23 protein-coding genes are annotated in these 22,887 nt (G+C 69.0%); 9 read left to right on the top strand and 14 right to left on the bottom strand.

Annotated elements, in window-relative coordinates:
- Nucleotides 1-107 precede the first annotated feature (107 nt).
- Entirely contained in the window at nt 108-1,001 is an 894-nt protein-coding gene (locus ASG12_RS09170; protein ID WP_055788439.1) for a tRNA (adenine-N1)-methyltransferase, read from the bottom strand.
- Nucleotides 1,002-1,011: 10 nt separating this feature from the next.
- On the opposite strand from ASG12_RS09170, the gene ASG12_RS09175 reads away from it, so the two are divergent.
- Together ASG12_RS09175 and ASG12_RS09180 are read left to right on the top strand one after the other, a co-directional pair.
- The gene (locus ASG12_RS09175) at nt 1,012-1,923 is read left to right on the top strand and encodes a RecB family exonuclease (RefSeq protein WP_443089086.1); all 912 of its coding nucleotides are present in this window, start codon (nt 1,012-1,014) and stop codon (nt 1,921-1,923) included.
- Nucleotides 1,920-2,753: a thioesterase family protein gene (locus ASG12_RS09180; protein WP_055788442.1), complete on the top strand. Its 834-nt coding sequence runs from the start codon at nt 1,920-1,922 to the stop codon at nt 2,751-2,753. The genes ASG12_RS09175 and ASG12_RS09180 overlap by 4 nt, the downstream gene beginning before the upstream one ends.
- Nucleotides 2,754-2,768: 15 nt before the next feature.
- Here the strand turns inward: ASG12_RS09180 and hisG are convergent, their stop codons facing one another.
- Genes hisG through metH form a run of 4 tightly spaced genes read right to left on the bottom strand, consistent with a single transcriptional unit; the run spans nt 2,769 to nt 8,281 of the window.
- Nucleotides 2,769-3,614, bottom strand: coding sequence for an ATP phosphoribosyltransferase (hisG, locus tag ASG12_RS09185; RefSeq protein WP_055788445.1), 846 nt, complete (start codon nt 3,612-3,614; stop codon nt 2,769-2,771).
- Nucleotides 3,615-3,669: 55 nt separating this feature from the next.
- The gene (locus ASG12_RS09190; protein WP_045822783.1) at nt 3,670-3,933 is read right to left on the bottom strand and encodes a phosphoribosyl-ATP diphosphatase; all 264 of its coding nucleotides are present in this window, start codon (nt 3,931-3,933) and stop codon (nt 3,670-3,672) included.
- Between the two features lie 6 nt (nt 3,934-3,939).
- Nucleotides 3,940-4,671 carry an HAD family hydrolase gene (locus ASG12_RS09195; protein ID WP_268810440.1) on the bottom strand — a complete coding sequence of 244 codons (732 nt, stop codon included), beginning with the start codon at nt 4,669-4,671 and terminating at the stop codon, nt 3,940-3,942.
- 1 nt (nt 4,672) lies between these two features.
- Nucleotides 4,673-8,281, bottom strand: coding sequence for a methionine synthase (metH, locus tag ASG12_RS09200; protein WP_055788448.1), 3,609 nt, complete (start codon nt 8,279-8,281; stop codon nt 4,673-4,675).
- A 51-nt stretch (nt 8,282-8,332) separates the two neighbouring features.
- On the opposite strand from metH, the gene ASG12_RS09205 reads away from it, so the two are divergent.
- From ASG12_RS09205 to ASG12_RS09220, 4 genes are all read left to right on the top strand, one after another.
- On the top strand, nt 8,333-9,211 hold the full coding sequence (locus tag ASG12_RS09205; RefSeq protein WP_055788451.1) for a PAC2 family protein: 879 nt from the start codon (nt 8,333-8,335) through the stop codon (nt 9,209-9,211).
- 117 nt (nt 9,212-9,328) lie between these two features.
- The gene (locus ASG12_RS09210; protein ID WP_055788454.1) at nt 9,329-9,676 is read left to right on the top strand and encodes a hypothetical protein; all 348 of its coding nucleotides are present in this window, start codon (nt 9,329-9,331) and stop codon (nt 9,674-9,676) included.
- A 35-nt stretch (nt 9,677-9,711) separates the two neighbouring features.
- Nucleotides 9,712-12,240, top strand: a complete 2,529-nt coding sequence (gene nirB / locus ASG12_RS09215) for a nitrite reductase large subunit NirB (RefSeq protein ID WP_055789402.1) — start codon at nt 9,712-9,714, stop codon at nt 12,238-12,240.
- Complete coding sequence (locus ASG12_RS09220) at nt 12,237-12,584, top strand: Rieske (2Fe-2S) protein (protein ID WP_055788456.1); 348 nt, start codon at nt 12,237-12,239, stop codon at nt 12,582-12,584. The genes nirB and ASG12_RS09220 overlap by 4 nt, the downstream gene beginning before the upstream one ends.
- Before the next feature lie 25 nt (nt 12,585-12,609).
- Here the strand turns inward: ASG12_RS09220 and ASG12_RS09225 are convergent, their stop codons facing one another.
- The 6 genes from ASG12_RS09225 to ASG12_RS09250 form a co-directional block, all read right to left on the bottom strand.
- Nucleotides 12,610-12,918: a hypothetical protein gene (locus ASG12_RS09225; protein WP_045822778.1), complete on the bottom strand. Its 309-nt coding sequence runs from the start codon at nt 12,916-12,918 to the stop codon at nt 12,610-12,612.
- Nucleotides 12,919-12,964: 46 nt separating this feature from the next.
- Nucleotides 12,965-14,209, bottom strand: coding sequence for a cysteine--1-D-myo-inosityl 2-amino-2-deoxy-alpha-D-glucopyranoside ligase (gene mshC, locus ASG12_RS09230; protein ID WP_055788459.1), 1,245 nt, complete (start codon nt 14,207-14,209; stop codon nt 12,965-12,967).
- Nucleotides 14,210-14,278: 69 nt separating this feature from the next.
- On the bottom strand, nt 14,279-15,118 hold the full coding sequence (locus ASG12_RS09235; protein ID WP_055788462.1) for an SCO1664 family protein: 840 nt from the start codon (nt 15,116-15,118) through the stop codon (nt 14,279-14,281).
- Nucleotides 15,118-15,798, bottom strand: a complete 681-nt coding sequence (locus tag ASG12_RS09240) for a DUF3090 domain-containing protein (RefSeq protein WP_055788465.1) — start codon at nt 15,796-15,798, stop codon at nt 15,118-15,120. Before ASG12_RS09240 ends, ASG12_RS09235 begins: the two co-directional genes overlap by 1 nt.
- Nucleotides 15,799-15,847: 49 nt before the next feature.
- Nucleotides 15,848-16,603 carry an MSMEG_4193 family putative phosphomutase gene (locus ASG12_RS09245; protein WP_055788468.1) on the bottom strand — a complete coding sequence of 252 codons (756 nt, stop codon included), beginning with the start codon at nt 16,601-16,603 and terminating at the stop codon, nt 15,848-15,850.
- A 128-nt stretch (nt 16,604-16,731) separates the two neighbouring features.
- The gene (locus ASG12_RS09250; RefSeq protein ID WP_055788471.1) at nt 16,732-17,574 is read right to left on the bottom strand and encodes an undecaprenyl-diphosphate phosphatase; all 843 of its coding nucleotides are present in this window, start codon (nt 17,572-17,574) and stop codon (nt 16,732-16,734) included.
- Nucleotides 17,575-17,654: 80 nt separating this feature from the next.
- Between ASG12_RS09250 and ASG12_RS09255 the strand changes: the two genes are divergently transcribed.
- From ASG12_RS09255 to ASG12_RS09265, 3 genes are read left to right on the top strand one after another with little or no spacing between them, the layout of a single operon-like run.
- Nucleotides 17,655-18,707, top strand: coding sequence for a YncE family protein (locus tag ASG12_RS09255; protein WP_156378043.1), 1,053 nt, complete (start codon nt 17,655-17,657; stop codon nt 18,705-18,707).
- Between the two features lie 55 nt (nt 18,708-18,762).
- Complete coding sequence (locus ASG12_RS09260; RefSeq protein WP_055788473.1) at nt 18,763-19,017, top strand: DUF5703 family protein; 255 nt, start codon at nt 18,763-18,765, stop codon at nt 19,015-19,017.
- The gene (locus ASG12_RS09265; protein WP_055788476.1) at nt 19,014-20,129 is read left to right on the top strand and encodes a quinone-dependent dihydroorotate dehydrogenase; all 1,116 of its coding nucleotides are present in this window, start codon (nt 19,014-19,016) and stop codon (nt 20,127-20,129) included. The genes ASG12_RS09260 and ASG12_RS09265 overlap by 4 nt, the downstream gene beginning before the upstream one ends.
- 35 nt (nt 20,130-20,164) lie before the next feature.
- On the opposite strand, the gene ASG12_RS09270 is transcribed toward ASG12_RS09265, so the two are convergent.
- The 3 genes from ASG12_RS09270 to ASG12_RS09280 form a co-directional block, all read right to left on the bottom strand.
- On the bottom strand, nt 20,165-20,707 hold the full coding sequence (locus ASG12_RS09270; RefSeq protein ID WP_055788478.1) for a YbhB/YbcL family Raf kinase inhibitor-like protein: 543 nt from the start codon (nt 20,705-20,707) through the stop codon (nt 20,165-20,167).
- 107 nt (nt 20,708-20,814) lie between these two features.
- Complete coding sequence (locus ASG12_RS09275; RefSeq protein WP_055788481.1) at nt 20,815-21,327, bottom strand: hypothetical protein; 513 nt, start codon at nt 21,325-21,327, stop codon at nt 20,815-20,817.
- A 115-nt stretch (nt 21,328-21,442) separates the two neighbouring features.
- Complete coding sequence (locus tag ASG12_RS09280) at nt 21,443-22,822, bottom strand: M20/M25/M40 family metallo-hydrolase (protein WP_055789407.1); 1,380 nt, start codon at nt 22,820-22,822, stop codon at nt 21,443-21,445.
- Nucleotides 22,823-22,887 lie beyond the last annotated feature (65 nt).

Raw genomic sequence — 22,887 nt, forward strand, 5'->3', positions numbered from 1 at the left:
ACCGTTACCCCACGCTACCGGCGTGCGGGGCGACATGCCCCGCATGCCACGACGTTCGACGTTGACGTCTCGTTAACTGGGACGACGCCCACCGCTCGCCCGACGGTTCAGCGGTCGTTGGACCCCTTGTTGGAGCGGCGCTGGGGCCGGAGGGTGACCGTCCCCGGAGCGAGGCGTCGTGCGGTCACGAGAAACGCGGTGTGACCTTGCATCTTGTGCGACGGGCGGACGGCCAGGCCGACCACGTTCCACTCGCGCAGCATGGTCTCCCACGACCGCGGTTCGGTCCAACACTGCTGCTCACGCAGGGCTTCGACCACCCGGGAGAGCTGTGTGACGGTCGCCACATAAACCACGAGCACGCCGCCGGGCCGCAACACCGACGACACGGCGTCGAGGGTCTCCCACGGCGCCAACATGTCGAGGATCACGCGGTCGACCGACGCCGCGGCGTCCGCCGTGGCGGCGAAGTCGACGATGTCGGCGACGGTGAGTTCCCAGTTCGCCGGGCGTTCACCGAAGAAGGTCTCGACGTTGCGCACCGCGTGCTCGGCGTGGTCCTCGCGGACCTCGTAAGACAGCACCCGCCCCTGGGGGCCGACCGCGCGCAGCAGTGAACACGTCAGCGCACCAGATCCGGCGCCGGCCTCGAGCACGACACTGCCGGGATAGATGTCGCCCTCGGTGACGATCTGCGCGGCGTCCTTGGGGTAGATCACCTGAGCACCGCGCGGCATCGACAACACGTAGTCGGTCAGCAGCGGACGGAGGGCCAGGTACTGGGCGCCGCGGGTCGAGGAGACGATGGTGCCCTCGTCGGTGCCGATGAGGTCGTCGTGCGCGATCGCGCCGTGGTGGGTGTGGAAGCTGCCACCCGTCTCGAGGTGGACGGTGAACTTGCGGCCCTTGGTGTCGGTCAGCTGGACGCGGTCGCCGACGGTGAACGCCGAGGCGGCCGCGATCGGGTCGCCGGTCGCGTCCTGTGCGGCTGTGTCGTACATCAGGCATACCCTGCCAGGTGTGAGCACGGCGTCAGACCACAACCCCACGGCGACACACCCCGCACCCCTGGTCGATCCCGCCCCCGAGGGGCCGCGCAGACCGGCTTTGTCGCCGTCGCGCGCGGCGGATTTCAAACAGTGTCCCCTGCTGTACCGATACCGCGCGATCGACCGGTTCCCCGAGGCGTCGACGACCGCGCAGGTCCGCGGCACCGTCGTGCACTCGGCGCTGGAGAACCTGTTCGACCTCCCCGCGCCGCTGCGTACCGCCGACACCGCCGACGTACTCGTCGAGGCCGCGTGGGATGTGCTGTGCGAGAAGGACCCCGAGTTGCGGTCGCTGGTCGCCGAGGCCGACGTCCCGGCGTTCCTCGCCGAGGCGCACCGTCTCATCGCCACGTACTACACGATGGAGGACCCGACGGCGTTCGACGCGCAGGCGTGCGAGATGCGCATCGAGATCGACATCGCCGACGACGTCGCCCTGCGCGGGTTCGTCGACCGCATCGACGTCGCGCCGACCGGCGAGGTCCGCGTCGTCGACTACAAGACCGGCCGCTCCCCCGGCGAGATGTTCGAGGCCCGCGCGCTGTTCCAGATGAAGTTCTACGCCCTGGCCATCATGCGGCTGCGGGGCGTCGTCCCCGCACGTCTGCAGCTGATGTACCTCGCCGACGGCCAGGAACTGCGCTACACCCCCGACGCCGAGGAACTCGAACGGTTCGCAGGCACCCTCACCGCGATCTGGCGGGCCATCCTCGATGCCGGGGCCACCGGCGACTTCCGGCCGAAGCGATCGCGGATGTGCACCTGGTGCGATCACAAGGCCCGCTGCCCCGAGTTCGGCGGCGAGATACCGCCATACCCCGGATGGCCCGGCACGCCCACCGAGGACACCGCCGCCGACCACCTCGCCTCGTGACCGCCCCCGGAACGGCCCCGCGCGGCTACTACGTGCCGCTCGGCGCCGACGACGGCTGGGAACACCTCATGCCGACCGCCGAGTCGGTCAGTGTGTGGACCGACACCATCCAGCACGGCGGCCCGCCGTCTGCGCTGATGGTCCGCGCGATCGAGAACCTGGACATGCCCGCGCACCTGGCGATGTCACGGGTCACCGTCGACATCCTCGGTGCGATCGGACTGTCGGAGAACCGCGTTCGCGCGCAGGTCATCCGCCCGGGCCGACAGATCGCGCAGGTGCAGGCCGAACTCGACGTGCAGACCGCCTCCGGTGACTTCCGGACCGCCGCTCGCGCCACCGCCTGGTTGATCGCCACCTCCGACACCGCCGCGGTCGCGGCGCCCGTCGAGTCCCCGTCCGTGCCCGCCGCCGGCGACGACACGATCGGCGAGCTGCCCACGTGGCTCGACGCCGGTTGGGGTGCATCGGGTTTCATCTCGACCGTCGAGTTCCGCGCCTCCACCGACCCGGATCGACCTCGACTGGCGTGGCTGCGGCCCGCCGTCGACATCGTCGCCGGGGAGACCGCCACACCACTGGTGCGCACCTGTTGCATGGTCGACGTCGCGAACGGACTGGGCTCCACGCTCTCGCCGTCGGAGTGGACGTGGATGAACACCGACACCACCATCCACCTGCGCCGTGCACCGACCGGCGACTGGACCGGCATCGACGCCGCGATGGTCGGCGGGGCACACGGATTCGGCTATACGGCGGCCGATCTGTTCGACGACGACGGCTCGCTGGGTCGGTCCAGTCAGACGATTCTCATCACGCGCGCGGGCTGACGGACCCGCGGTCGGTCAGAACCGGCAGGAGCGGATGTCGCTGGCCAGGATGGCCTTGGCGCCCATGGCCGAGAGGTCGTCCATCACCGACTGGTGTCCCGCCCTCGGGACCATGGCGCGGACGGCGACCCAGTTGTCGTCGGCCATCGGTGCGACGGTGGGTGATTCCAGCCCGGGGGTGATCGCGACCGCGGCGTCGAGCAGGTCCTTGCGGCAGTCGTAGTCCATCATCACGTACTGCTGACCGACGACGACGCCCTCGATGCGCTTGATGAGCTGTTCGGCGGCGCGGGACGGCGCGACGTCGGCGCCGTGGATGAGCACGGCCTCCGACTGGCACATCACCTCTCCGAACGCCTGCAGATTGTGTTGACGCAGTGTGCGTCCCGACCCGACGACGTCGGCGATGGCGTCGGCGAGACCGAGCTGGATGGAGATCTCGACGGCACCGTCGAGCCGGATGATCTCGGCGGTGATGCCGCGCCGGTCGAGGTCGGCGCGCACGATGTTGGCGAACGATGTCGCGATCCGGCGCCCCGACAGGTCGGCCTCGGTCATCTCGGTGTCGACAGGACCGGCGTAGCGGAAGGTCGACGCGCCGAAGCCCAGCGACAGGCTCTCGGTGACCGGTGCCTGCGAATCCCAGGCGAGGTCGCGTCCGGTGATGCCGAGATCGAGCTCTCCCGACCCGACGTAGATCGCGATGTCCTTGGGACGCAGGAAGAAGAACTCGACGTCGTTGGCGGAGTCGAGGACGGTCAGGTCCTTGGCGTCGGTGCGTCGGCGGTAGCCCGCCTCGGCGAGCATGGCCGCGGCCGATTCCGACAGGGCGCCTTTGTTCGGCACGGCTACGCGCAGCATGTGATCGATTTCCTTCGTGAGGGACGTGACGGTCGGGCTGTGGTGAACGAGGTGTCTACAGGTACCGGTACACGTCGGCCGGTGTGAGACCACGTTTGATCATCATCACCTGCAGCCAGTAGAGCAACTGAGATATCTCCTCGCCGAGCGACTCGTCCGACTCGTGCTCGGCGGCCAGCCACACCTCGCCGGCCTCCTCGATGATCTTCTTCCCGAGGGTGTGCACGCCGGCGTCGAGCGCGGCGACCGTCCCGCTGCCCTCCGGGCGGGTCGCGGCACGCTCGGTGAGCTCGGCAAAGAGGTCGTCGAAGGTCTTCACGGGAAATCAGTCTCCCATGACCGCATGGGCGGCCCGACCGCGACGCCAGGCGTCCGACACCCCGGCCATGTCGAGACCCACGAGACTCTCGCGGAACGTCCGTCCCGGGGCCTGCGGGACCTCGGCGTCGGACGGGACGACCAGCGTCGGACAGCCCGCCGCCCCGGCGGCCGTGGCACCGGTCGGTGAGTCCTCGATGGCCAGGCAGTCCGCCGGCGACACCCCGGCCGCCCGCGCCGCGGCGAGATAGAGGTCGGGTGCAGGTTTGCCCTCGGCCACCTCGTCGCCGCACAGGGTGTGCGCGAACCGGTGCTTGCCGATGGTGGGCAGCGCCCGCTCGGTGAGGTCGCGTTCGGTGTTGGTCACCAGCACCATCCGGATGCCCGCGGCAGCGATCGTCCGCAGGGCTGCGTCGGCGCCCGGCCGCCACGGGATGCCGTCGGCGAACAGCTCTGCGACCCGGCCCCGCAACCAGTGCGCCTGGTCGTCGAGGTCACGCTGCGCGTCGGGCACACCGGCGGCGTCGAAGAGCTTCGTCATCGCGCCGACCATGGAGTTGCCCAGCGTCGACTGACGCAACTCCACCGTCATCACCGCGCCGAGCCGTACCGCGAGCTCGGCCATCGCCACGTCCCACAGCTTCTCAGAGTCCAGCAGCGTCCCGTCCATGTCCCAGAGAACCGCCCGCGGCAGGGCGCCCTCGGGGGGATCGACGGGTACGGGTCCCGGCGTGGCCACGTCAGACGTTGAAATACTTGGCCTCGGGGTGGTGCAGGACGAACGCGTCGGTGGACTGCTCGGGATGCAGCTGCAGTTCCTCGCTCAGCTCGACCCCGATGCGGCCCGGCTCGAGCAGCTCGATCATCTTCGCGCGATCCTCGAGATCGGGGCACGCGCCGTAGCCGAACGAGTAACGCGCGCCGCGGTATTCGAGATCGAAGAATCCCTGCGGCGACGTCGGGTCGTCGCCGGCGACCGAACCGCCGTCGAAGGTGAGCTCCGACCGCACCCGCTGATGCCAGTACTCGGCGAGCGCCTCGGTGAGCTGCACGCCGATGCCGTGCACCTCGAGGTAGTCGCGGTAGGAGTCCTTCGCGAACAGGTCGTTCGCGAAATCGGCGATCGGCTGGCCCATCGTCACGAGCTGGAACGGCAGCACGTCGACCTGACCGAGTTCGGTGGCCCGTTCCTTCGACGCGATGAAGTCGGAGATGCACAGGAACCGACTGCGCTGCTGACGGGGGAACTCGAAGCTGAACCGGACGTCGGCGTCGGGCCGCGGCTCGGTCAGCACATGGACGGTGTCACCCTCGCTGACCGCCGGGAAGTAGCCGTAGACCACCGCGGCGTGCTGGAGGATGTTGCCCGTCGACAGACGGTCGATCCATTCGCGGAAGCGCGGACGCCCCTCGGTCTCGACGAGCTCCTCGTAGCTGGGACCGTCGCCGCTACGGGTGCCCCGCAGACCCCACTGCCCGAGGAACAGCGCACGTTCGTCGAGCAGCCCGCGGTAGTCGGCGATCGGGATGCCCTTGACGATGCGCGATCCCCAGAACGGCGGCGTCGGGATCTCGTTGTCGGCGGCGACGTCCGAGCGCGCCGGCACCTCGACAGGCGCCTGCTCGGCCTTGCGCTTGGCCGCGATACGGGCCGACTTCTCGTGCCGCGCCTTGCGTTCGGCGGTCTTCGCCTCGGCCGCGGCCTTCGCCTCGGGATCCTGCGTCGAACCGCCGCCACGCTTGGCCGACATGATGTCGTCCATCAGACGCAGTCCCTCGAAGGCGTCCCGTGCGTAGTGCACGTCGCCCTCGTAGGTCTCCGACAGATCGTTCTCGACGTAGCCACGCGTCAGCGCGGCACCACCGAGCAGCACCGGGTAGTTCTCGGCGAGCCCGCGGGAGTTGATCTCCTCGAGGTTCTCCTTCATCACGACCGTCGACTTCACCAGCAGACCGGACATTCCGATCACGTCGGCGCGCTTGTCCTCGGCGACCTCGATGATCGTCGCGATCGGCTGCTTGATGCCGATGTTGACCACCTCGTAGCCGTTGTTGGACAGGATGATGTCGACGAGGTTCTTGCCGATGTCGTGGACGTCGCCCTTGACCGTGGCCAGCACGATGCGGCCCTTGCCGTCCTCGCCGGTCGCCTCCATGTGCGGCTCGAGATGGGCGACCGACATCTTCATGACCTCGGCCGACTGCAGCACGAACGGCAGCTGCATCTGGCCCGAGCCGAACAGCTCACCGACGGTCTTCATGCCCGACAGCAAGGTCTCGTTGATGATCTTGAGCGGCGGGACCTCTTTCATCGCGTCGTCGAGGTCTGATTCGAGGCCGTTGCGCTCGCCGTCGACGATGCGTCGCTCGAGTCGCTCGAACAGCGGGAGCTTGGCCATCTCCTCGGCGCGGCTCTCGCGCGCCGACGCCGCCGACACACCCTCGAACAGGCCCATCAGCGTCTGCAACGGGTCGTAGTCGGTGTTGCCCTCGCTGCGGACGCCGTCGGTTCCGCGACGGTCGTAGACGAGGTCGAGTGCGACCTCGCGCTGCTCGTCGGGGATCCGCGCCATCGGCAGGATCTTCGAGGCGTGCACGATCGCGGTGTCGAGACCCACCTGGGCGCACTCGTGCAGGAAGACCGAGTTGAGCACCTGGCGCGCGGCGGGGTTGAGGCCGAACGAGATGTTCGAGATACCCAGGGTGAAGTGCACCGACGGGTGCGCCTCGTGGATCCGCCGGATGGCCTCGATGGTCTCGATGCCGTCCTTGCGGGTCTCCTCCTGACCGGTCGAGACCGGGAAGGTGAGGGCATCGATGATGATGTCCTCCTCGCCCAGCCCCCAGTTCTCGGTGATGTCGGTGATGAGGCGTTCGGCGACGCTGACCTTCCAGTCGGCGGTACGCGCCTGGCCCTCCTCGTCGATGGTCAGCGCGACCACCGCGGCACCATGCTCCACCGCGAGCTGCATGATCTTGGTGAAACGCGAGTCGGGTCCGTCACCGTCCTCGTAGTTCACCGAGTTGACCGCGCAGCGACCGCCGAGCGCCTCGAGTCCCGCCTGCAGGACCGCGGGCTCGGTCGAGTCGAGCATGATCGGCAGGGTCGACGAGGTAGCGAGACGGGTGGCCAGCGCGGTCATGTCCTCGGCGCCGTTGCGGCCGACGTAGTCGACGTTGAGGTCGAGCATGTGCGCGCCGTCGCGGGTCTGGTCCTTCGCGATGTCGAGGCACTTCTGGTAGTCGCCGGAGAGCATGGCCTCGCGGAAGGCCTTGGAGCCGTTGGAGTTGGTCCGCTCCCCGACCATCATGAAGCTGTTCTCCTGCTCGAACGGCACCGAGGCGTAGAGCGAGGACACCTCCGACTCGTGCTCGACCGACCGGGTGCCCTTCGTGGTGCCGCGCACGGCCTGGGCCAGCTGGGAGATGTGTTCGGGGGTGGTGCCGCAGCATCCGCCGACGAACGACAGGCCGTAGTCGGATACGAAGCCGCTGACCGCCTCGGCCAGCTCGTCGGGCAGCAACGGGTACTCGGCACCCTTCGGGCCGAGCTGCGGCAGGCCGGCGTTGGGCATGACCGACACCGGGATGCGCGCGTGCTTGGACAGGTACCGCAGGTGCTCGCTCATCTCGGCCGGTCCGGTCGCGCAGTTGAGACCGATCAGGTCGACGCCGAGCGGTTCGATGGCCGCCAGCGCCGCGCCGATCTCCGACCCGAGCAGCATCGTGCCGGTGGTCTCCACCGTGACGTGGGAGATGATCGGGATCCGCCGACCGAGCTGCTCCATCGCGCGCTTGGCGGCCAGCACCGCCGCCTTCACCTGCAGCAGATCCTGCGAGGTCTCGATGAGGATCGCGTCGGCGCCACCCTCGAGCATGCCCAGGGCGCACTCCTGGTACGCGTCGCGGATCACCGCGAAGGTCGTGTGGCCCAGCGACGGCAGCTTGGTGCCGGGGCCCACCGAGCCGAGGACGAAACGCGGGGTGCCGTCATCGGACGGTCCCATCTCGTCGGCCACGCCCTTGGCGATCGCGACGCCCTTGCGGGCGAGCTCACGGATGCGGTCGGCGATGTCGTAGTCGCCGAGGTTCGAGAGGTTGCAGCCGAAGGTGTTGGTCTCGACCGCGTCGGCGCCGGCCTCGAAGTAGGCACGGTGGATACCGGCCAGGACCTCGGGGCGGGTGTCGTTGAGGATCTCGTTGCAGCCCTCGAGATTGTTGAAATCGTCGAGGGTGAGATCGGCGGCCTGGAGCATGGTGCCCATGGCGCCGTCGCCCACGAGGACTCGTTTGGCCATCGCGTCGAGGAACGTCGAGTCGTACGAATCGGTTCCGGTGGTGGCAGACATGGTACTCAGCGTAGTTCGCTCCCTATCGGTGTTCGGTCGTAGGCTGGTTCGGTGCACGCTGAGAAGACCGGCCATCTCCCCACCTTGCGGTCACCGATCCTCGTCGCAGCGTTCGAGGGCTGGAACGATGCCGGTGACGCCGCAAGCGGCGCGGTCGAACATCTGGCCCTGATCTGGGATGCGCAACCCCTCGCCGAGATCGATTCCGACGACTACTACGACTTCCAGGTCAACCGTCCCATCGTAAAGCAGGTCGACGGTGTCACGCGACGAATCGAGTGGCCGGCCACGTCGATCTCGTGGTGCAGCCCGCCCGGATCCGACCGCGACGTCGTCCTGCTCCGCGGCATCGAACCGAACATGCGCTGGCGTGGATTCTGCGCGGAGATCCTCGACACCGCGCGCTCGCTCGACGTGCAGACCATGGTCATCCTCGGTGCACTGCTCGCCGACGCACCCCACACCCGACCCGTGCCGGTGACCGGCACGGCGTACAGCACCGATTCCGCGTTGGCCTACAACCTGCAGGAGAGCCGGTACGAGGGTCCGACGGGCATCACCGGCGTGCTGCAGGACGCGTGTGTGAACGCCGGCATCCCCGCGGTGTCGTTCTGGGCCGCGGTCCCGCACTACGTGTCGACGCCGCCCAACCCCAAGGCGACGGTGGCGCTGTTGGGTCAGGTCGAGGAGGTGCTCGATCTCGAGGTGCCGCTCGGCGACCTGCCCGCCCAGGCCGAGGAATGGGAGCAGGCGGTCACCGAGATGACCGAGGACGACGAGGAGATCGCCGAGTATGTCCGCGGTCTCGAGGAGCGCGGCGACGCCGAGGCAGGCACCGACGACGCGCTGTCGAAGATCGACGGTGACGCGCTCGCCGCGGAGTTCGAGAAGTATCTCCGTCGCCGCGGGCCGGGCTCGTTCGGCGCCTGACCCCGTCCGCGCTCGGCGTCTCTCTCACCGCCGGGGTGCGCGCCGGGTGAAGTCCTGACCACCGAGATGTAACACCGCGGCAAAGGCCCATTGATCCCGGCCACGAACACTGACGCCATGTCGTCGACTCCCATGTTCTGGCAGGGTGTGTTCGGTTTCACCGGCACCGGACTGCACTCCCCCGCACCGCTGGACCCCTCGCTCTCCTACGTGGTCCCTCCGGGTATGACGGCTCAGCCCTTGTACTTTCGCGGGGGCAACAGCTCCGACGAACTCGTGTACGTCACGCTCACCCGCGACGGCGAGTCGATGCGGGTGTTCCCGATGGGCGCGAAGGCCTCGGTCAACGTGCCGCTGCGTGTGGTCTCCGACGTCGACCCCGACTCGGTGCTGGCGCTGACCTTCGCCGCGCCACACGGCTGCACCGGGTCGATCGTCGTCGATCTCGGCTGGGTGCTCGTGTGACCGCGGTGACAGGGGGCTCGGTGACAGGGGCCTCGATGACGGGCGCCTCGACCGGGCGGCGGCGGCTGGTGGTGGTGGGCAACGGCATGGCCGGTGCGCGGACGGTGGAGGAGATCCTCAGCCGCGGCGGCAGCGAGCAGTTCGCGATCACCATGATCGGCGACGAGCCCTACGGGAACTACAACCGCATCATGCTGTCCCACGTCCTCGCCGGTGAGAGTTCCATCGACGACGACGATCTGATGCTCAACCCGATGGCCTGGTACCGGGACAACGGTGTCGAACTGTTCGCCGGCGATCGCGCGGTCTCCATCGACCGTTTCGCCAAGGTGGTGACGTGCGAGAGCGGTCGACAGATCGACTTCGACCTGCTGATCATCGCCACCGGCAGCACCACCTTCTTCCCGAACATGGACGGGCTGCGGGAGCCCGATGGTCGACTCGCCCGAGGTGTCTTCGGTTTCCGCACCATCGCCGACACCAACGGGATGCTGCAGATGGCCGAGGCCGGCGGGGCCGACGACGGCGCCGAGCGGGTGCGTGCGGTCGTGATCGGCGGCGGTCTCCTCGGTCTGGAGGCCGCATACGGCCTCCAGACGCAGGGCGTCGCGGTCGACGTCGTGCACTCTCCCGGTCACCTGATGAACCAGCAGCTCGACGAACGTGGCGGACGGGTGCTGCGCACCAAGATCGAGGCACTCGGTGTCGGGGTGCACACCTCCCGACGCACGACCTCGGTCCTCCGCGACGACGTGGGAACCGTGACCGGTGTCGCATTCGCCGACGGTTCGAGCCTGCCCGCCGACATGGTGGTGGTCACCGCCGGGATCCGGCCGAACGTGGAGCTGGCGCGCCGCACCGGTCTGGTGATCGAACGCGGCATCGTCGTCGACGACCAGATGCGCTGCGAGGACGAGGGTTTCCTCTACGCGGTCGGCGAGTGCGCACAGCATCGCGGGGAGGTCTACGGGCTGGTCGCCCCGCTCTGGGAGCAGGCCGTGGTGCTCGCCGACGTGCTCACCGGTGCCGATCCGACGGCGGCGTACCACGGTTCGCGGTTGACCACGAAGCTCAAGGTCGCCGGTGTCGATGTCGCGGCCATGGGCGTGAAGGGCCCCGAACGCGACGACGACGAGTTCGTCCAGTTCTACGAACCCCGCAGCGGCACCTACAAATCGGTGGTCGTGCGCGACAACAAGCTCATCGGCGCCATGCTGCTCGGCGACATCAGCAAGGCGAACTTCCTGACGCAGGCCTTCGACGAGAAGGTCGCGCTACCGGCCGAACGCATCAGCATGCTCTTCGACATGGGCACCCCGTCGGCAGCGGTCGGCGCGGCCGAGCTCTCCGACGACACCGCCGTGTGCAACTGCAACGGGGTGACCAAGGGTGCCATCGTGGCGAGCGTGCGCGGTGGTGCGCGCAGCGTCGGCGAGGTGGTCGCCGCCACCCGGGCCGGCAAGGGATGCGGGTCGTGCAAGGGGCTCGTCGCCGACATCGTCTCCTTCGCCGCAGACGGTGACCTCGCCGAGGACGTCTCGGCGAACTGGTACGTGCCGTGCATCCCGATGACCAAACCCGAACTGCTGGGCGCGATCCGGGCGAGCAACATCCGCTCGGTGTCGGAGATGTTCGAGAAGCTCGCACCGCAGGGCGAGGACGCGGCCGCGAAGATGCCGCTGGCGTCGCTGCTGCGGATGGTGTGGGGCCCCGACTGGACCGACGAACGCGGCGCGCTCTACATCAACGACCGCGTGCACGCGAACATCCAACGCGACGGCACGTTCTCGGTGGTGCCGCAGATCAAGGGCGGGGTCACCACGCCGGATCAGTTGCGGCGCATCGCCGATGTCGCCGACAAGTACGCGATTCCGATGGTGAAGATCACCGGAGGTCAGCGCATCGACCTGCTCGGGGTGAAGAAGGAGGATCTCCCGAAGGTGTGGGGCGACCTCGACATGCCCTCGGGATTCGCCTACGGCAAGAGCTTCCGCACGGTGAAGACCTGTGTGGGCACCGACTACTGCCGGTTCGGTCTCGGTGACTCGACGGCACTCGGTATCGCGATCGAACAGCGGTTCCAGGGTCTCGAGACGCCCGCGAAGCTGAAACTCGCGGTCACCGGTTGCCCGCGCAACTGTGCCGAGGCGTTGTGCAAGGACGTCGGCGCGGTGGCCGTCGGGGCGGCGGGCGCGGCGTCGGATCGGTGGGAGATCTACGTGGGCGGCGCGGCGGGTGCACACATCCGCAAGGGCGATCTGCTCGCGACGGTCGACTCGTCCGACGAGGTCGTCCGGTTGTGCGGCATCTTCATCCAGCACTATCGGGAGCAGGCGAAGTGGCTCGAGCGGACCTACGCCTGGGTCCCGCGGGTGGGTATCGAGGAACTGCGGGCGGTGCTCGTCGACGACCGCGACGGCATCGTCGCCGGCCTCCAGGAACGCATCGAGGACAGCGTCGCCGGCTACCGCGACCCGTGGCAGGACCGGACCGAACCCCGATCGCCGGCACAGTTCACCTCGGCGCTGCCTCTGCTGCCGCTCCCCCGGGTCCCCGTCCGATGACCGCCGACGTCAGCGACGGGGTCGAGACCCCGCGCGGGGCAACGTATGTGACGGTCGGGTCGATCTCGAATCTCACGCACGGTGAGGGACGGGCCTACGCGGTCGGCGGTGTGCAGATCGCGGTGTTCCGTGTCGGCGCCGACGAGGTGCGGGCGACGGGCGCGGTGTGTCCGCATCGTGGTGGGCCCATCGCCGACGGCCAGGTCGACGGCGCGAAGGTGGTGTGCCCGCTGCACCAGTTCGCCTACGCCTTCGCCGACGGCGCCTGTTCGGACCCGTCGATCGGGTCGCTGCCGGTATACCCGGCGCGGGTGGTCGACGGTGTCGTCGAGGTCGCGCTCTGACCCGGTCGGCGTCGCCGCAGCGCTGTCAGCTGATGCGTTCGATCGACACGACGGGCGTGGTGATACGCCAGGTGCGCACGTCGGGATCGTCGGCCGCCCGCACCCAGAACTGGGCCGATTCGCCTATGCGGCAGGACTTCACGCCCAGCAGCGGGATGTCCTCGGAGTCGCGTCGCAGCGCACTGACCGCCCACGATTCGTCGGTCGACCCGCCGACACCGGGTGCGCGCAGCAGCGTCATCTCGGAGAAATCGAGCAGATAGGTCGAGGTCCGTGTGACGACGGTCCACACGCCGGAGGTGGTGTCGGGGTCGATCTCTTCCAGATGGGCCACCTGCAGGACTCTACCCAGCGCGCCCCGCCGATGACGGGGTACTGCGTCAGCGACGCAGCTCGACGCCCAGCAGGGTGTCGAGTGCGTGCTCGACCTCGGTGCCTGCAGTGGTCGACGATCCGAGGCCGCGCACGGCGTCGGCCGCCCACGCATCGAGCGCGGCAAGGGCTTTGGGGGTGTCGAGGTCGTCGGCGAGATGCTGACGCACCCGGGCGATGGTGTCGGTCGGATCGGGTCCGGTGGGTCGCGACACCGCGTCGCGCCACGACGACAGTCGGGTGTGCGCCGCCGCGAGCGCCTCGTCGGACCACATGCGATCGGTCCGGTAGTGATCGGCCAGCAGCCCGACGCGGATCGCGTTCGGGTCGACATCGGCCGCACGGAGTTTCGAGACGAACACCAGGTTGCCGCGGCTCTTCGACATCTTCTCGCCGTCGAGCCCCACCATCCCGGTGTGCACGTAGTGCCGTGCGAAGCGACGCTCACCGGTCAACGCCTCGGCATGCGCCGCGGAGAACTCGTGGTGCGGGAAGATCAGGTCGCTGCCGCCGCCCTGCACGTCGATCGGCGACCCCAGTCGGTTCAGGGCGATCGCGGCGCATTCGATGTGCCATCCCGGTCGGCCCGGACCGTGCGGTGAGGGCCAGGACGGTTCGCCCTCGCGCGCGGCGCGCCAGATCAGGGCGTCGAGCGGATCGCGCTTGCCCGGTCGCTGCGGGTCGCCGCCCCGCTCGGCGAAGAATGCAGCCATCGTGTCGTGGTCGTAGTTCGACTCGTAGCCGAACTGCTGTGTCGCGTCGGTGCGGAAGTAGATGTCGGGGTACTGGTCGTCGTCGACGATGTAGGCCGCGCCCGACGCCAGAAGCTTGTCGACGACCTCGACGACCTCGTCGATCGACTCCACTGCACCGATGTAGTCCCGGGGCGGCAGCACCCGCAACGCGGTCATGTCGTCCCGGAAGAGCTGCGTCTCGCGTGCACCGAGATCGCGCCAGTCCTCACCGTCGCGATCGGCCCGCTCGAACAGGGGGTCGTCGACATCGGTCACGTTCTGTACGTAGTGCACCCCGTGGCCGAGATCGCGCCAGATCCGGTTGACCAGATCGAACGTGAGATAGGTCGCGGCGTGGCCGAGGTGCGTCGCGTCGTACGGGGTGATGCCGCAGACGTACATCGTCGCCTCGGCTCCGGGGGTGACCGGCCGAACCTGCCGATCGGAGGTGTCGTAGAGCCGGAGCTGCGGGCCCTGCCCGGGAAGCGGACGTACCTCGATGTCTGACCACGACTGCATATCTCCACCCTATGGGCGCACCGTCATCGCCCGTCGGGGCACCCACCGACGGGGGCTTTTGTCGACCGACTAGAACGCGGGCCAGGGAATCGGTCGGGAACGGTCGGCGCTGGGCATGACCGGGCTCGCGACGAGCTCGCGGGCTCGCAGGGTCAGTGCGGCCACCTCGGTCGGAGTGATCAGCGTCGGCAGGTCGCGCGCGAGTTCGGAACCCGCGGTGGTGAGCTCGACGAGAAGCGTCTCGATGTCGGCGACGAGATGCGCGGGCACCGGTTCGTCGGCCCATCCCCACAGCACCGTGCGCAGCTTGTCCTCCGAGTGCAGGCAGATGCCGTGGTCGACCCCGTAGACCTGCCCGTCGAGCCCCTCGAGGACGTGCCCGCCCTTGCGGTCGGCGTTGTTGATGACGACATCGAGGACGGCCATCCGCTGCAGGCGTGGGTCGTCGGCGTGCACGAGTGTGACCTCCTCGCCGCGCGCGTCGTAGGCGTCGATCACACGGCGGAAGTTCTCGGGCACCATCGCGGTCGGGCACAGGTCGACGAGATCGAGGTGTTCGGGGACGGTGTCGGCGGGCTCGGGAGTGTCGATCCAGCGTTGGACCATCCCGGGGCCGAACTGACCGTCGCGGAACACCGTGGTCGGGATCACCGACCAGCCCAGCGCGTCGGAGACGCGGAACGACGCGATCTCCCGGCCGGCGAGGGTGCCGTCGGGGAAATCCCACAGCGGTTGCTCACCGCGCACCGGTTTGTAGACGCAGCGCAGACTGTGATCGCCGAGACTCGCCTCGCACACCAGGGTGGCGTTGCTCGCGCCCCTGATCTGTCCGATCAACTCCATCTCGCCCGTGCGCAGGATCTCCGCGATGTCGGGTGAGGACTCCGATTCCGCCGCGGTGGGCGGCATCAGCGTGACGGCCCGTCGGTCGGGTCGTCCCCTTGCTCGTCCTCGTCGTCGTCTTGCAAGGCCGCGCGCAGGTCCGGGTCGTCGAACACGTCGGGGTCGACGAAGTCGAGCGACTTGTCGAAGGTGATCTCGCGCTTGTAACCGTTGGTGCGGACGCACATGTGCCCCGACGGGTCGAGCGGGAGGCCGCACAACGGGCACGGCTCACGACCGGCCGAGATGACACGCGTCGAGCGGGCCGCGAACTCGCGCGCGGCCGCTGTGCTGAGGAACACGCGCACCGCGTCGGGACCTTCGTCGGTGTCGTCGAGCACGACGCTCTCGTCGAACTCGCCCTCGGTGATGGCGAGGAGTTCGACGACGACCGCCTCGGACTCGGCGTCCCACCCCAGGCCCATCGTGCCGACGCGGAACTCGGCGTCGACCGGCATGATCAGCGGGCTCAGATCCTCGATGTGATCGGACTCCGGCGGCAGAGGGGTGCCGAAACGACGGTTGATCTCCTCGAGCAGCGCGCCGATGCGGTCGGCGAGGATCTGCACCTGCTGCTTCTCCAACATGACGCTCACCACCCGTGCCTCGTGGGTGGCCTGCAGATAGAACGTCCGGTCGCCGGGTGCGCCGACGGTCCCGGCGACGAAACGGTCCGGGCTACGGAAGACGTGGATTGCCCTGGGCATGGCACCTCCTGTCGCTGTCGTGGGTCGTGGGTCGGGCTCGCATGGTCGATCAGCCCGCGGGGGGCGTGTGCGCGGTCACCGGTGGTGCGCCGTGCTGGTCGTGGGATCCGGTCGAACCGCCGATCACGGCGTCATCGGAGGCGGGTGTGGTGCCCGACGCGGTGTCGGTGGGCGACGGGGGCGCGGGCACCGTGGGCCGCGCGCCCGTGGAGTTGACGGTGTGCACATACGGGCGCGACGAGCTGTACCGGATCACGCTGATCGACGCCGGTTCGACCACGATCCGCTGGAACGAGTCGAGGTGCATCCCCATGGCGTCGGCGATGATCGACTTGATGACGTCGCCGTGTGAGCAGGCCACCCAGATCCCGGAGCCGTCCGGTCCGCCGTAGAGCGCGTCGAGTTCGCGGATCGCGGCCACCGCACGGCTCTGCACGTGCGCGAGACCTTCACCCTCGGGGAAGATCGCGGCCGACGGCTGCTGCTGGACGGTCTTCCACATGTCCTCGGCGAGCAGGTCCTTGATCGGCCGGCCCGTCCACTGGCCGTAGTCGACCTCGACGAGTCGGTCATCGACCACCTCGGTGAGCCCGCGGGCCTCGACGAGCGGCGCAACGGTCTGCTCGCATCGCTGCAGCGGGGAACGGACGACGGCGACGAGCTTCTCGACGTGATCGAGTCGGCCCACCACCTCGCCGGCCTGCCTGCGACCGGTGTCGTCGAGGTCGACGCCGACGCTGCGGCCGGCCAGCACACCCGAGGTGTTGGCGGTCGAGCGGCCGTGGCGCAGCAGGATGACGGTCACTCGACCACCCTATGCGGCACCTCGGCGCGACCGCCGTCGTCGAGGTGCGCGTTCGCGGCGAGCGCAACCGGGCATCGCCGCCGACGGGAGGCCGCATCGAGGAGTCCGCGTCGGAGGATGTCGGGCGATCAGGTCGCGCTGACGACCCCGCCGGCGAGCAGGCCCAGGACGATGAGACCCACGATGACGCGGTAGCCCACGAACCAGTTCAGGGAGTGTTTCGCGACGAAACGCAGGAGCCAGGCGATCGACGCGAAGCCGATGACGAAGGCGATGACCGTCGCGACCAGGAGCTGTGGACCGCTGGCCTCGAGGCCGTCGCCGCTGGGCGAGAAGGCGTCGGGGAGGCTGAACAGCCCCGACGCGGTGACCGCGGGGATGGCCAGCAGGAAGGAGAAACGGACCGCCGCCTCCCGCTGGAGCCCGAGGAACAGGCCGGCACTGGCGGTGGCGCCCGAGCGCGAGACACCCGGGATGAGCGCGAGGCACTGCGCGAGGCCCATCGTGACGCCGTCGCGCAGGGTCAGCTCCTCGATCGGACGGCGACGCTTGCCGTATCGCTCGGCCAGGACGATGACGGCCGAGAACACGATGAGCATCGTGGCGATGAGCCAGAGGTTGCGTGCGCCGGTGCGGATCTGGTCCTTGAAGACGAATCCGAGCAAACCGATCGGGATCGTGGCGAAGATCACGTACCACCCGATGCGGTAGTCGAGACCCCGCTGCTCGGAGGAGAACAAGCCGCGGAACCACGCGGTGATGATGCGCACGATGTCGCGGGCGAAGTAGAGGAGAACCGCAGCCTCGGTCCCCAACTGTGTGACCGCGGTGAACGAGGCGCCGGCGTCGTCACCGAAGAACACCCCCGACACGATGCGCAGGTGCCCCGAGGACGACACGGGGAGGAACTCGGTGAGGCCCTGTACGGCCCCCAACACCACGGCCTGGGTCCACGTCATCGCATCGGTCACCGCGCGAATGCTACGTCACGGCCGCACCCCGCCCGACCTGAGCGCACGACCGTATCGAACCGTGCGCCACTATGGTTCTCATGCCCGCAACCCGTCCGGCCGCACGACACGCAGCCGCCCGACACACCGCCGGCGCCGCGCTGGCGGCCGTCCTCCTCGTCGCGGTGTCGGCGTGCGGCAGCGGTTCCTCGGACTCCCCCGACGTCGCCACGACCATCCCGCAGACGGCGCTGCCCGCGCCCACCGGTACCGCCCGCCCCGCCGGATCGGTGGTCGCGGCCCCCGCCTCGACGTCGCTCGTCCTCGACTCGACGGGCAAGCGCGTCGCCGTGCTCGGTGCCGACCGCCGATCGGTCGTCGTGTACTCCACGGCCGCACCGACCGCGCCCGTCGCGACCCGGACGATCCCTCTGCCCGAAGCGGTGTCGGCGATCGGCGCGGTGTCGGGCGACGACCTCGTGGCCGTCGCGCCCTCGACCCTCGTCGACATCGACCTCACGACCGGTGTCGCACAGGGTCACGACGTCACCGTCGGCGAGCCGTTGAGCGTGGCGCGACTGTCGAACGGTTCGGTGGTCATCGGCACCGCCGACGGGAAGATCGTGGAGGTGGGTGCCGATCGTCGCGTCGTCCGGACCGTCGACGGTCTCGTCCGGGTCGACGAACTGGCCGTCGCGGCGCGGACCGGGAAGTCCGATCAGGTGGTGGCCCTCGATCGTGCGCAGTCGTCGGTGACCTCGGTGGACATGTCCGACGGATCGTTGGGCGAGGCGCTGCGGACGGGCGACGGCGCGACCAACCTCGTCGTCGACCACTACGGACGGTTCCTCGCCACCGACACCCGCGGCGGCGAGTTCCTCGGTTTCGACGGCGACCCGCTGCTCACCAAGTTCCGCTATCCGGTGGCCGAGGGACCGTACGCCGTAGGATATGACGACGTCCGCAACCTGGCGTGGGTCGCGACCACCGGCGACAACGAGGCCATCGCGTTCGACCTCGCGTCGGGGATCCCGACCGAGAAGCGCCGCGTGGCCACGGTGGGCCAGGCCGATGCGATGGTGGTCGACAGCGCGACCGGCACCGTCTACCTGCTCTCGGCCCGCGGCGACGGGTTGCAGGCCGTCAGCGGGTGACCGTGGCGACGACAAGAATCCGGGAGGCACAGTGCGACGTGGATCCGAGGGCCGTATGACCCGTTCCACCGCGTTCCCCGCCGAGTGGAACGAGATCCGCAGCGCCGAGGACTACGAGTACGTGCCCCTGCGCCTGCCGCCCGACGTCACACGGGTGACCGCGTCGATGCGTCTGGCCATCGAGGCCGAATTCGGCGGGTGGGAGATATCCCGGGTCCGTCTGTACACCGACGGCAGCCGCAAGGTGCTGTTGCGGCGCAAGCGGACCCGCACCACCCCCGACACCGCACCGGCGCAGGTGCACCGGTGATCGATCGGCTGTACCGACTGCTCTATCCCCTCGTACTGCGGGGCATGTTCCTGCTGCCCGCAGAACGCATCCACACGCTGATCTCGCGCGCGCTGTCCACCCTGGGTCCTCGCCGGCCTGTTCTTGCGGTCACCACACGGCTGTTCGGGCCGACCGACCCGATCCTGCGGTCACAGGTGTTCGGTGTCGACTTCCCCGCCCCGATGGGCCTCGCGGCCGGCTTCGACAAGAACGCCGAGGCCATCGACGCCTGGCCCGGGATGGGTTTCGGGTTCATCGAGATCGGCACCGTCACCGGCTCGGCCCAGCCCGGCAATCCCCAGCCGAGATTGTTCCGCCTCCCCGCCGACCGTGCTCTGATCAACCGCATGGGGTTCAACAACCACGGTGCCGCGGCCGCCGCGCACCGATTGGGTCGCCGCCGCCGTGGACCGGGGTCGATCCCGGTCGGCGCGAACATCGGCAAGACGAAGCTCGCCGCGCCCGACGAGGCCGTCGACGACTACCGCACCAGCACACGGCTGCTCGCCCCGCTCGCCGACTTTCTCGTCGTCAACGTCAGCTCGCCCAACACCCCCGGACTGCGTGATCTCCAGGCCGTCGCGTCGCTGCGACCGCTGCTGGCTGCGGTGCTGGAGCTCGCCGACATCCCGGTGCTGGTGAAGATCGCACCCGACCTGTCCGACGCCGACATCGACGACGTCGCCGATCTCGCGGTGGAACTCGGACTCGCCGGAATCGTGTGCACCAACACCACCATCGGCCGCGGCGGCCTGGCGACCGGCGCCGACGAGGTGGAGCGGATAGGTGCCGGGGGTCTGTCGGGTGCCCCGTTGGCCGACCGGTCGCTGGCCGTCCTGCGTCAGCTCTATCGCCGCGTTGGCGATCGCGTCGCACTGGTGTCGGTGGGCGGCATCGAGACCCCCGAGCAGGCGTGGGAACGGATCTGCGCCGGGGCGTCCCTCGTCCAGGGCTACACGGGCTTCATCTACGGCGGTCCCATGTGGGTGCGCGACATCCACGACGGGATCGCGCAACGCCTTCGCGCGCACGGCTTCTCGTCGTTGCGCGAGGCGGTGGGGAGCGAGAACGCCCCCCACGCAGCTGCGTGAGGGGCGTTCGTCGCACGGCGACCGCCAGGTGAGTGTCAGTCCTCCGCGGCCTGCTCGTAGGTCGCGTGGATGACCGCGCGTCCGATGGCGTGGCTGAACAGGTTGAACCCCAGGAACGCAGGTGTCGCGTCCTCGGGCAGTCCCAGCGACTCGACGTCGACGGCGTGGACGACGAGGAAGTAGCGGTGCGGACCGTGCCCGGGCGGCGGTGCGGCGCCGATGAAGCGCTTCGCCGAGGCGTCGCCGGCGAGGGTGACCGCTCCCGCCGGGAGACCGCTGCCGTTCTCGTCACCGGCGCCCTCGGGCAGCGAGGTGGTCGACACCGGGATGTCGGCGACGGCCCAGTGCCAGAAGCCCGACGCGGTCGGTGCGTCGGGGTCGTAGACGGTGACCGCGAAGCTCTTGGTGCCCTCGGGGAATCCCGACCAGCTCACCTGCGGTGAGGAATCATCTCCCCCGGCGCCCATGATGCCGCTGACCTGCGGCTGCGCGAAGGCCTCGCCGTCGGCGAAGCTCTCCGAGGTGACGGTGAACGTCGGGAGGTCGGGCAGGGCGTCGTACGGGTTGTAGCTCGACATGGGTGTTGTACACATCCTTTCGAGATCACGTGCACCCGGGCGGGCGCATCGTGACCATCCAACGCCCGGGAACGGTGTACGTGTTCCCGGGCGTCGCGACGATACGATCAGTAGAGAGAGAACGTCGCCTTCCCGGGCAGGTTGGGAAGCGTGGTCTCACCGGACTCGTCGTACTTGCTGTAGGTGGTGATGGTCGATGCGACCCGCCCGGCACCGGGGCCGAACCCGAACCCGTCGAGGATGTTGTCGGGGAATCCCTCCACCGAACCGTCGGGACGAACCGTCTGGATTTGCCCGTCGGAGTTCCCGTTGGTCAGGTTGCGCCAGGTGACCGCCAGTTTGAATGCGCCGCAGTTCGCCCCGAATCGGCTGATCTGCACCTTCACTCGGTACTGCCCCGCTTTCGTCTGCGGGAGCTTGGTCGCGTTGATCACCGCGAAGCATGCGAACCCCGGCGTCACGGTGAGGGTCGGCGAGTAGGCCACCGCACCGGTGTTGATCGCCGGTGCCGCGGGTGCGGCGGTCGCCACCCCGGCGGCCCCGGTGATGGCTCCGGTGGCGATGACGGATGTGGCGATCAATGTGCGCAGGCCGTGCGAGCCGAAACGTGTCGAGATCATGTGTGTACTCCTCGTGATCACGGATCGGCGAATGCCGACCTCACGGGGTACGTCGACGTACCGACACTTCGCGTTACTAGTTAGCGAGAAGAAGCGATAACGATGTGGTCTCGGCTCAGCTGTGCAGCAGGAAGTGCTCGAGGACGCGGGTGCCGAACAGCAGGCCGTCGACCGGCACGCGCTCGTCCACGCCGTGGAACAGCGCCGCGAAATCGAGGTCCGGCGGGAGCTGCAGCGGGGCGAACCCGAAACACCGGATACCGAGTTTGGCGAACGCCTTCGCATCGGTGCCGCCGGAGAGCATGTACGGCACCGTCCGCCCATCGGGGTCGAACGCCAGGATCGCGTCGTTCATGGCGTTCACGAGGTCGCCGTCGAAGGTCGTCTCGTAGGAGTCGAGCTTGGTCACCCACTCCCGCGTCACGTCGGGACCGATCAGTTCGTCGACCTCGGCCTCGAACTGCGCCTGGCGGCCCGGCAGTACTCGGCAGTCGACGACCGCGGTGGCGGTCTGCGGGATCACGTTGGCCTTGTACCCGGCGTCGAGCATCGTCGGGTTCGCGGTGTCACGCAGCGTGGCGCCCACGATCCGCGCGATCGACCCGAGCTTGAACAGCGTCGTCTCGAGGTCCGGGGACGTGGCGTCGAGCTGCAGCGTCGACTCCTCGCTGACCGCGGCCAGGAACTCCGACACCGATTCGGTCATCACGAGCGGGAAGGTGTGGCGGCCCAGCTTCGCGACCGCCTCGGCGAGGATCGTGACGGCGTTGTTCTCGTGCAGGAACGACCCGTGGCCGGCGGTGGCGGTCGCGGTCAGCTTCATCCACGCGATGCCCTTCTCCGCCGTCTCCACCAGGTAGAGCCGCTTGGTGGAGCCGTCCGGGGTGTCGACGGTGAGCGAGTAGCCGCCGACCTCACCGACGGCCTCGGTGATGCCCTCGAACAGATCCGGCCGGTTCTCGACGAGCCAGTGCGATCCCCACTTGCCGCCGGCCTCCTCGTCGGCGAGGAACGCGAACACGATGTCGCGCGGCGGCACGGTGCCGTCGCGACGGAACTGCCGCGCCAGCGCCAGCGCCATCCCGACCATGTCCTTCATGTCGATCGCGCCGCGACCCCACACGTATCCGTCTTTCACCGACCCCGAGAACGGGTGCACGCTCCAGTCCTCGGGTCGCGCGGGGACCACGTCGAGGTGGGTGTGCAGGAGCAGGGTCCCGCGTTCCCGATCGGCCCCGGGCAGGCGGGCGAAGACGTTTCCGCGACCCGGTTGGCCGGACTCGACGTACTCCGTCTCGTAGCCGACGTCGGCGAGCTGCTGTGCGACCCACCGCGCGCACTCCTCCTCGCCGACCGTGGTCGCGAGATCGCCGGTGTTGCTGGTGTCGAACCGGATGAGTCGGCTCACGAGGTCGACGACCTCGTCGGTCGCCCTCGGACCGCCAGGGTCGGGCGTCTCGGAACCGGGGGCGTCGGATGCGGGGTTGTCGGTCACGGGAACCATCCTGTCACCCGCCCACGGGCGCCTCGGTGGAGTGGGGATTTGGGATCCGACGATCG

The organism is Williamsia sp. Leaf354 (assembly GCF_001424365.1).
In the GTDB taxonomy this organism is placed as follows: domain Bacteria; phylum Actinomycetota; class Actinomycetes; order Mycobacteriales; family Mycobacteriaceae; genus Williamsia_A.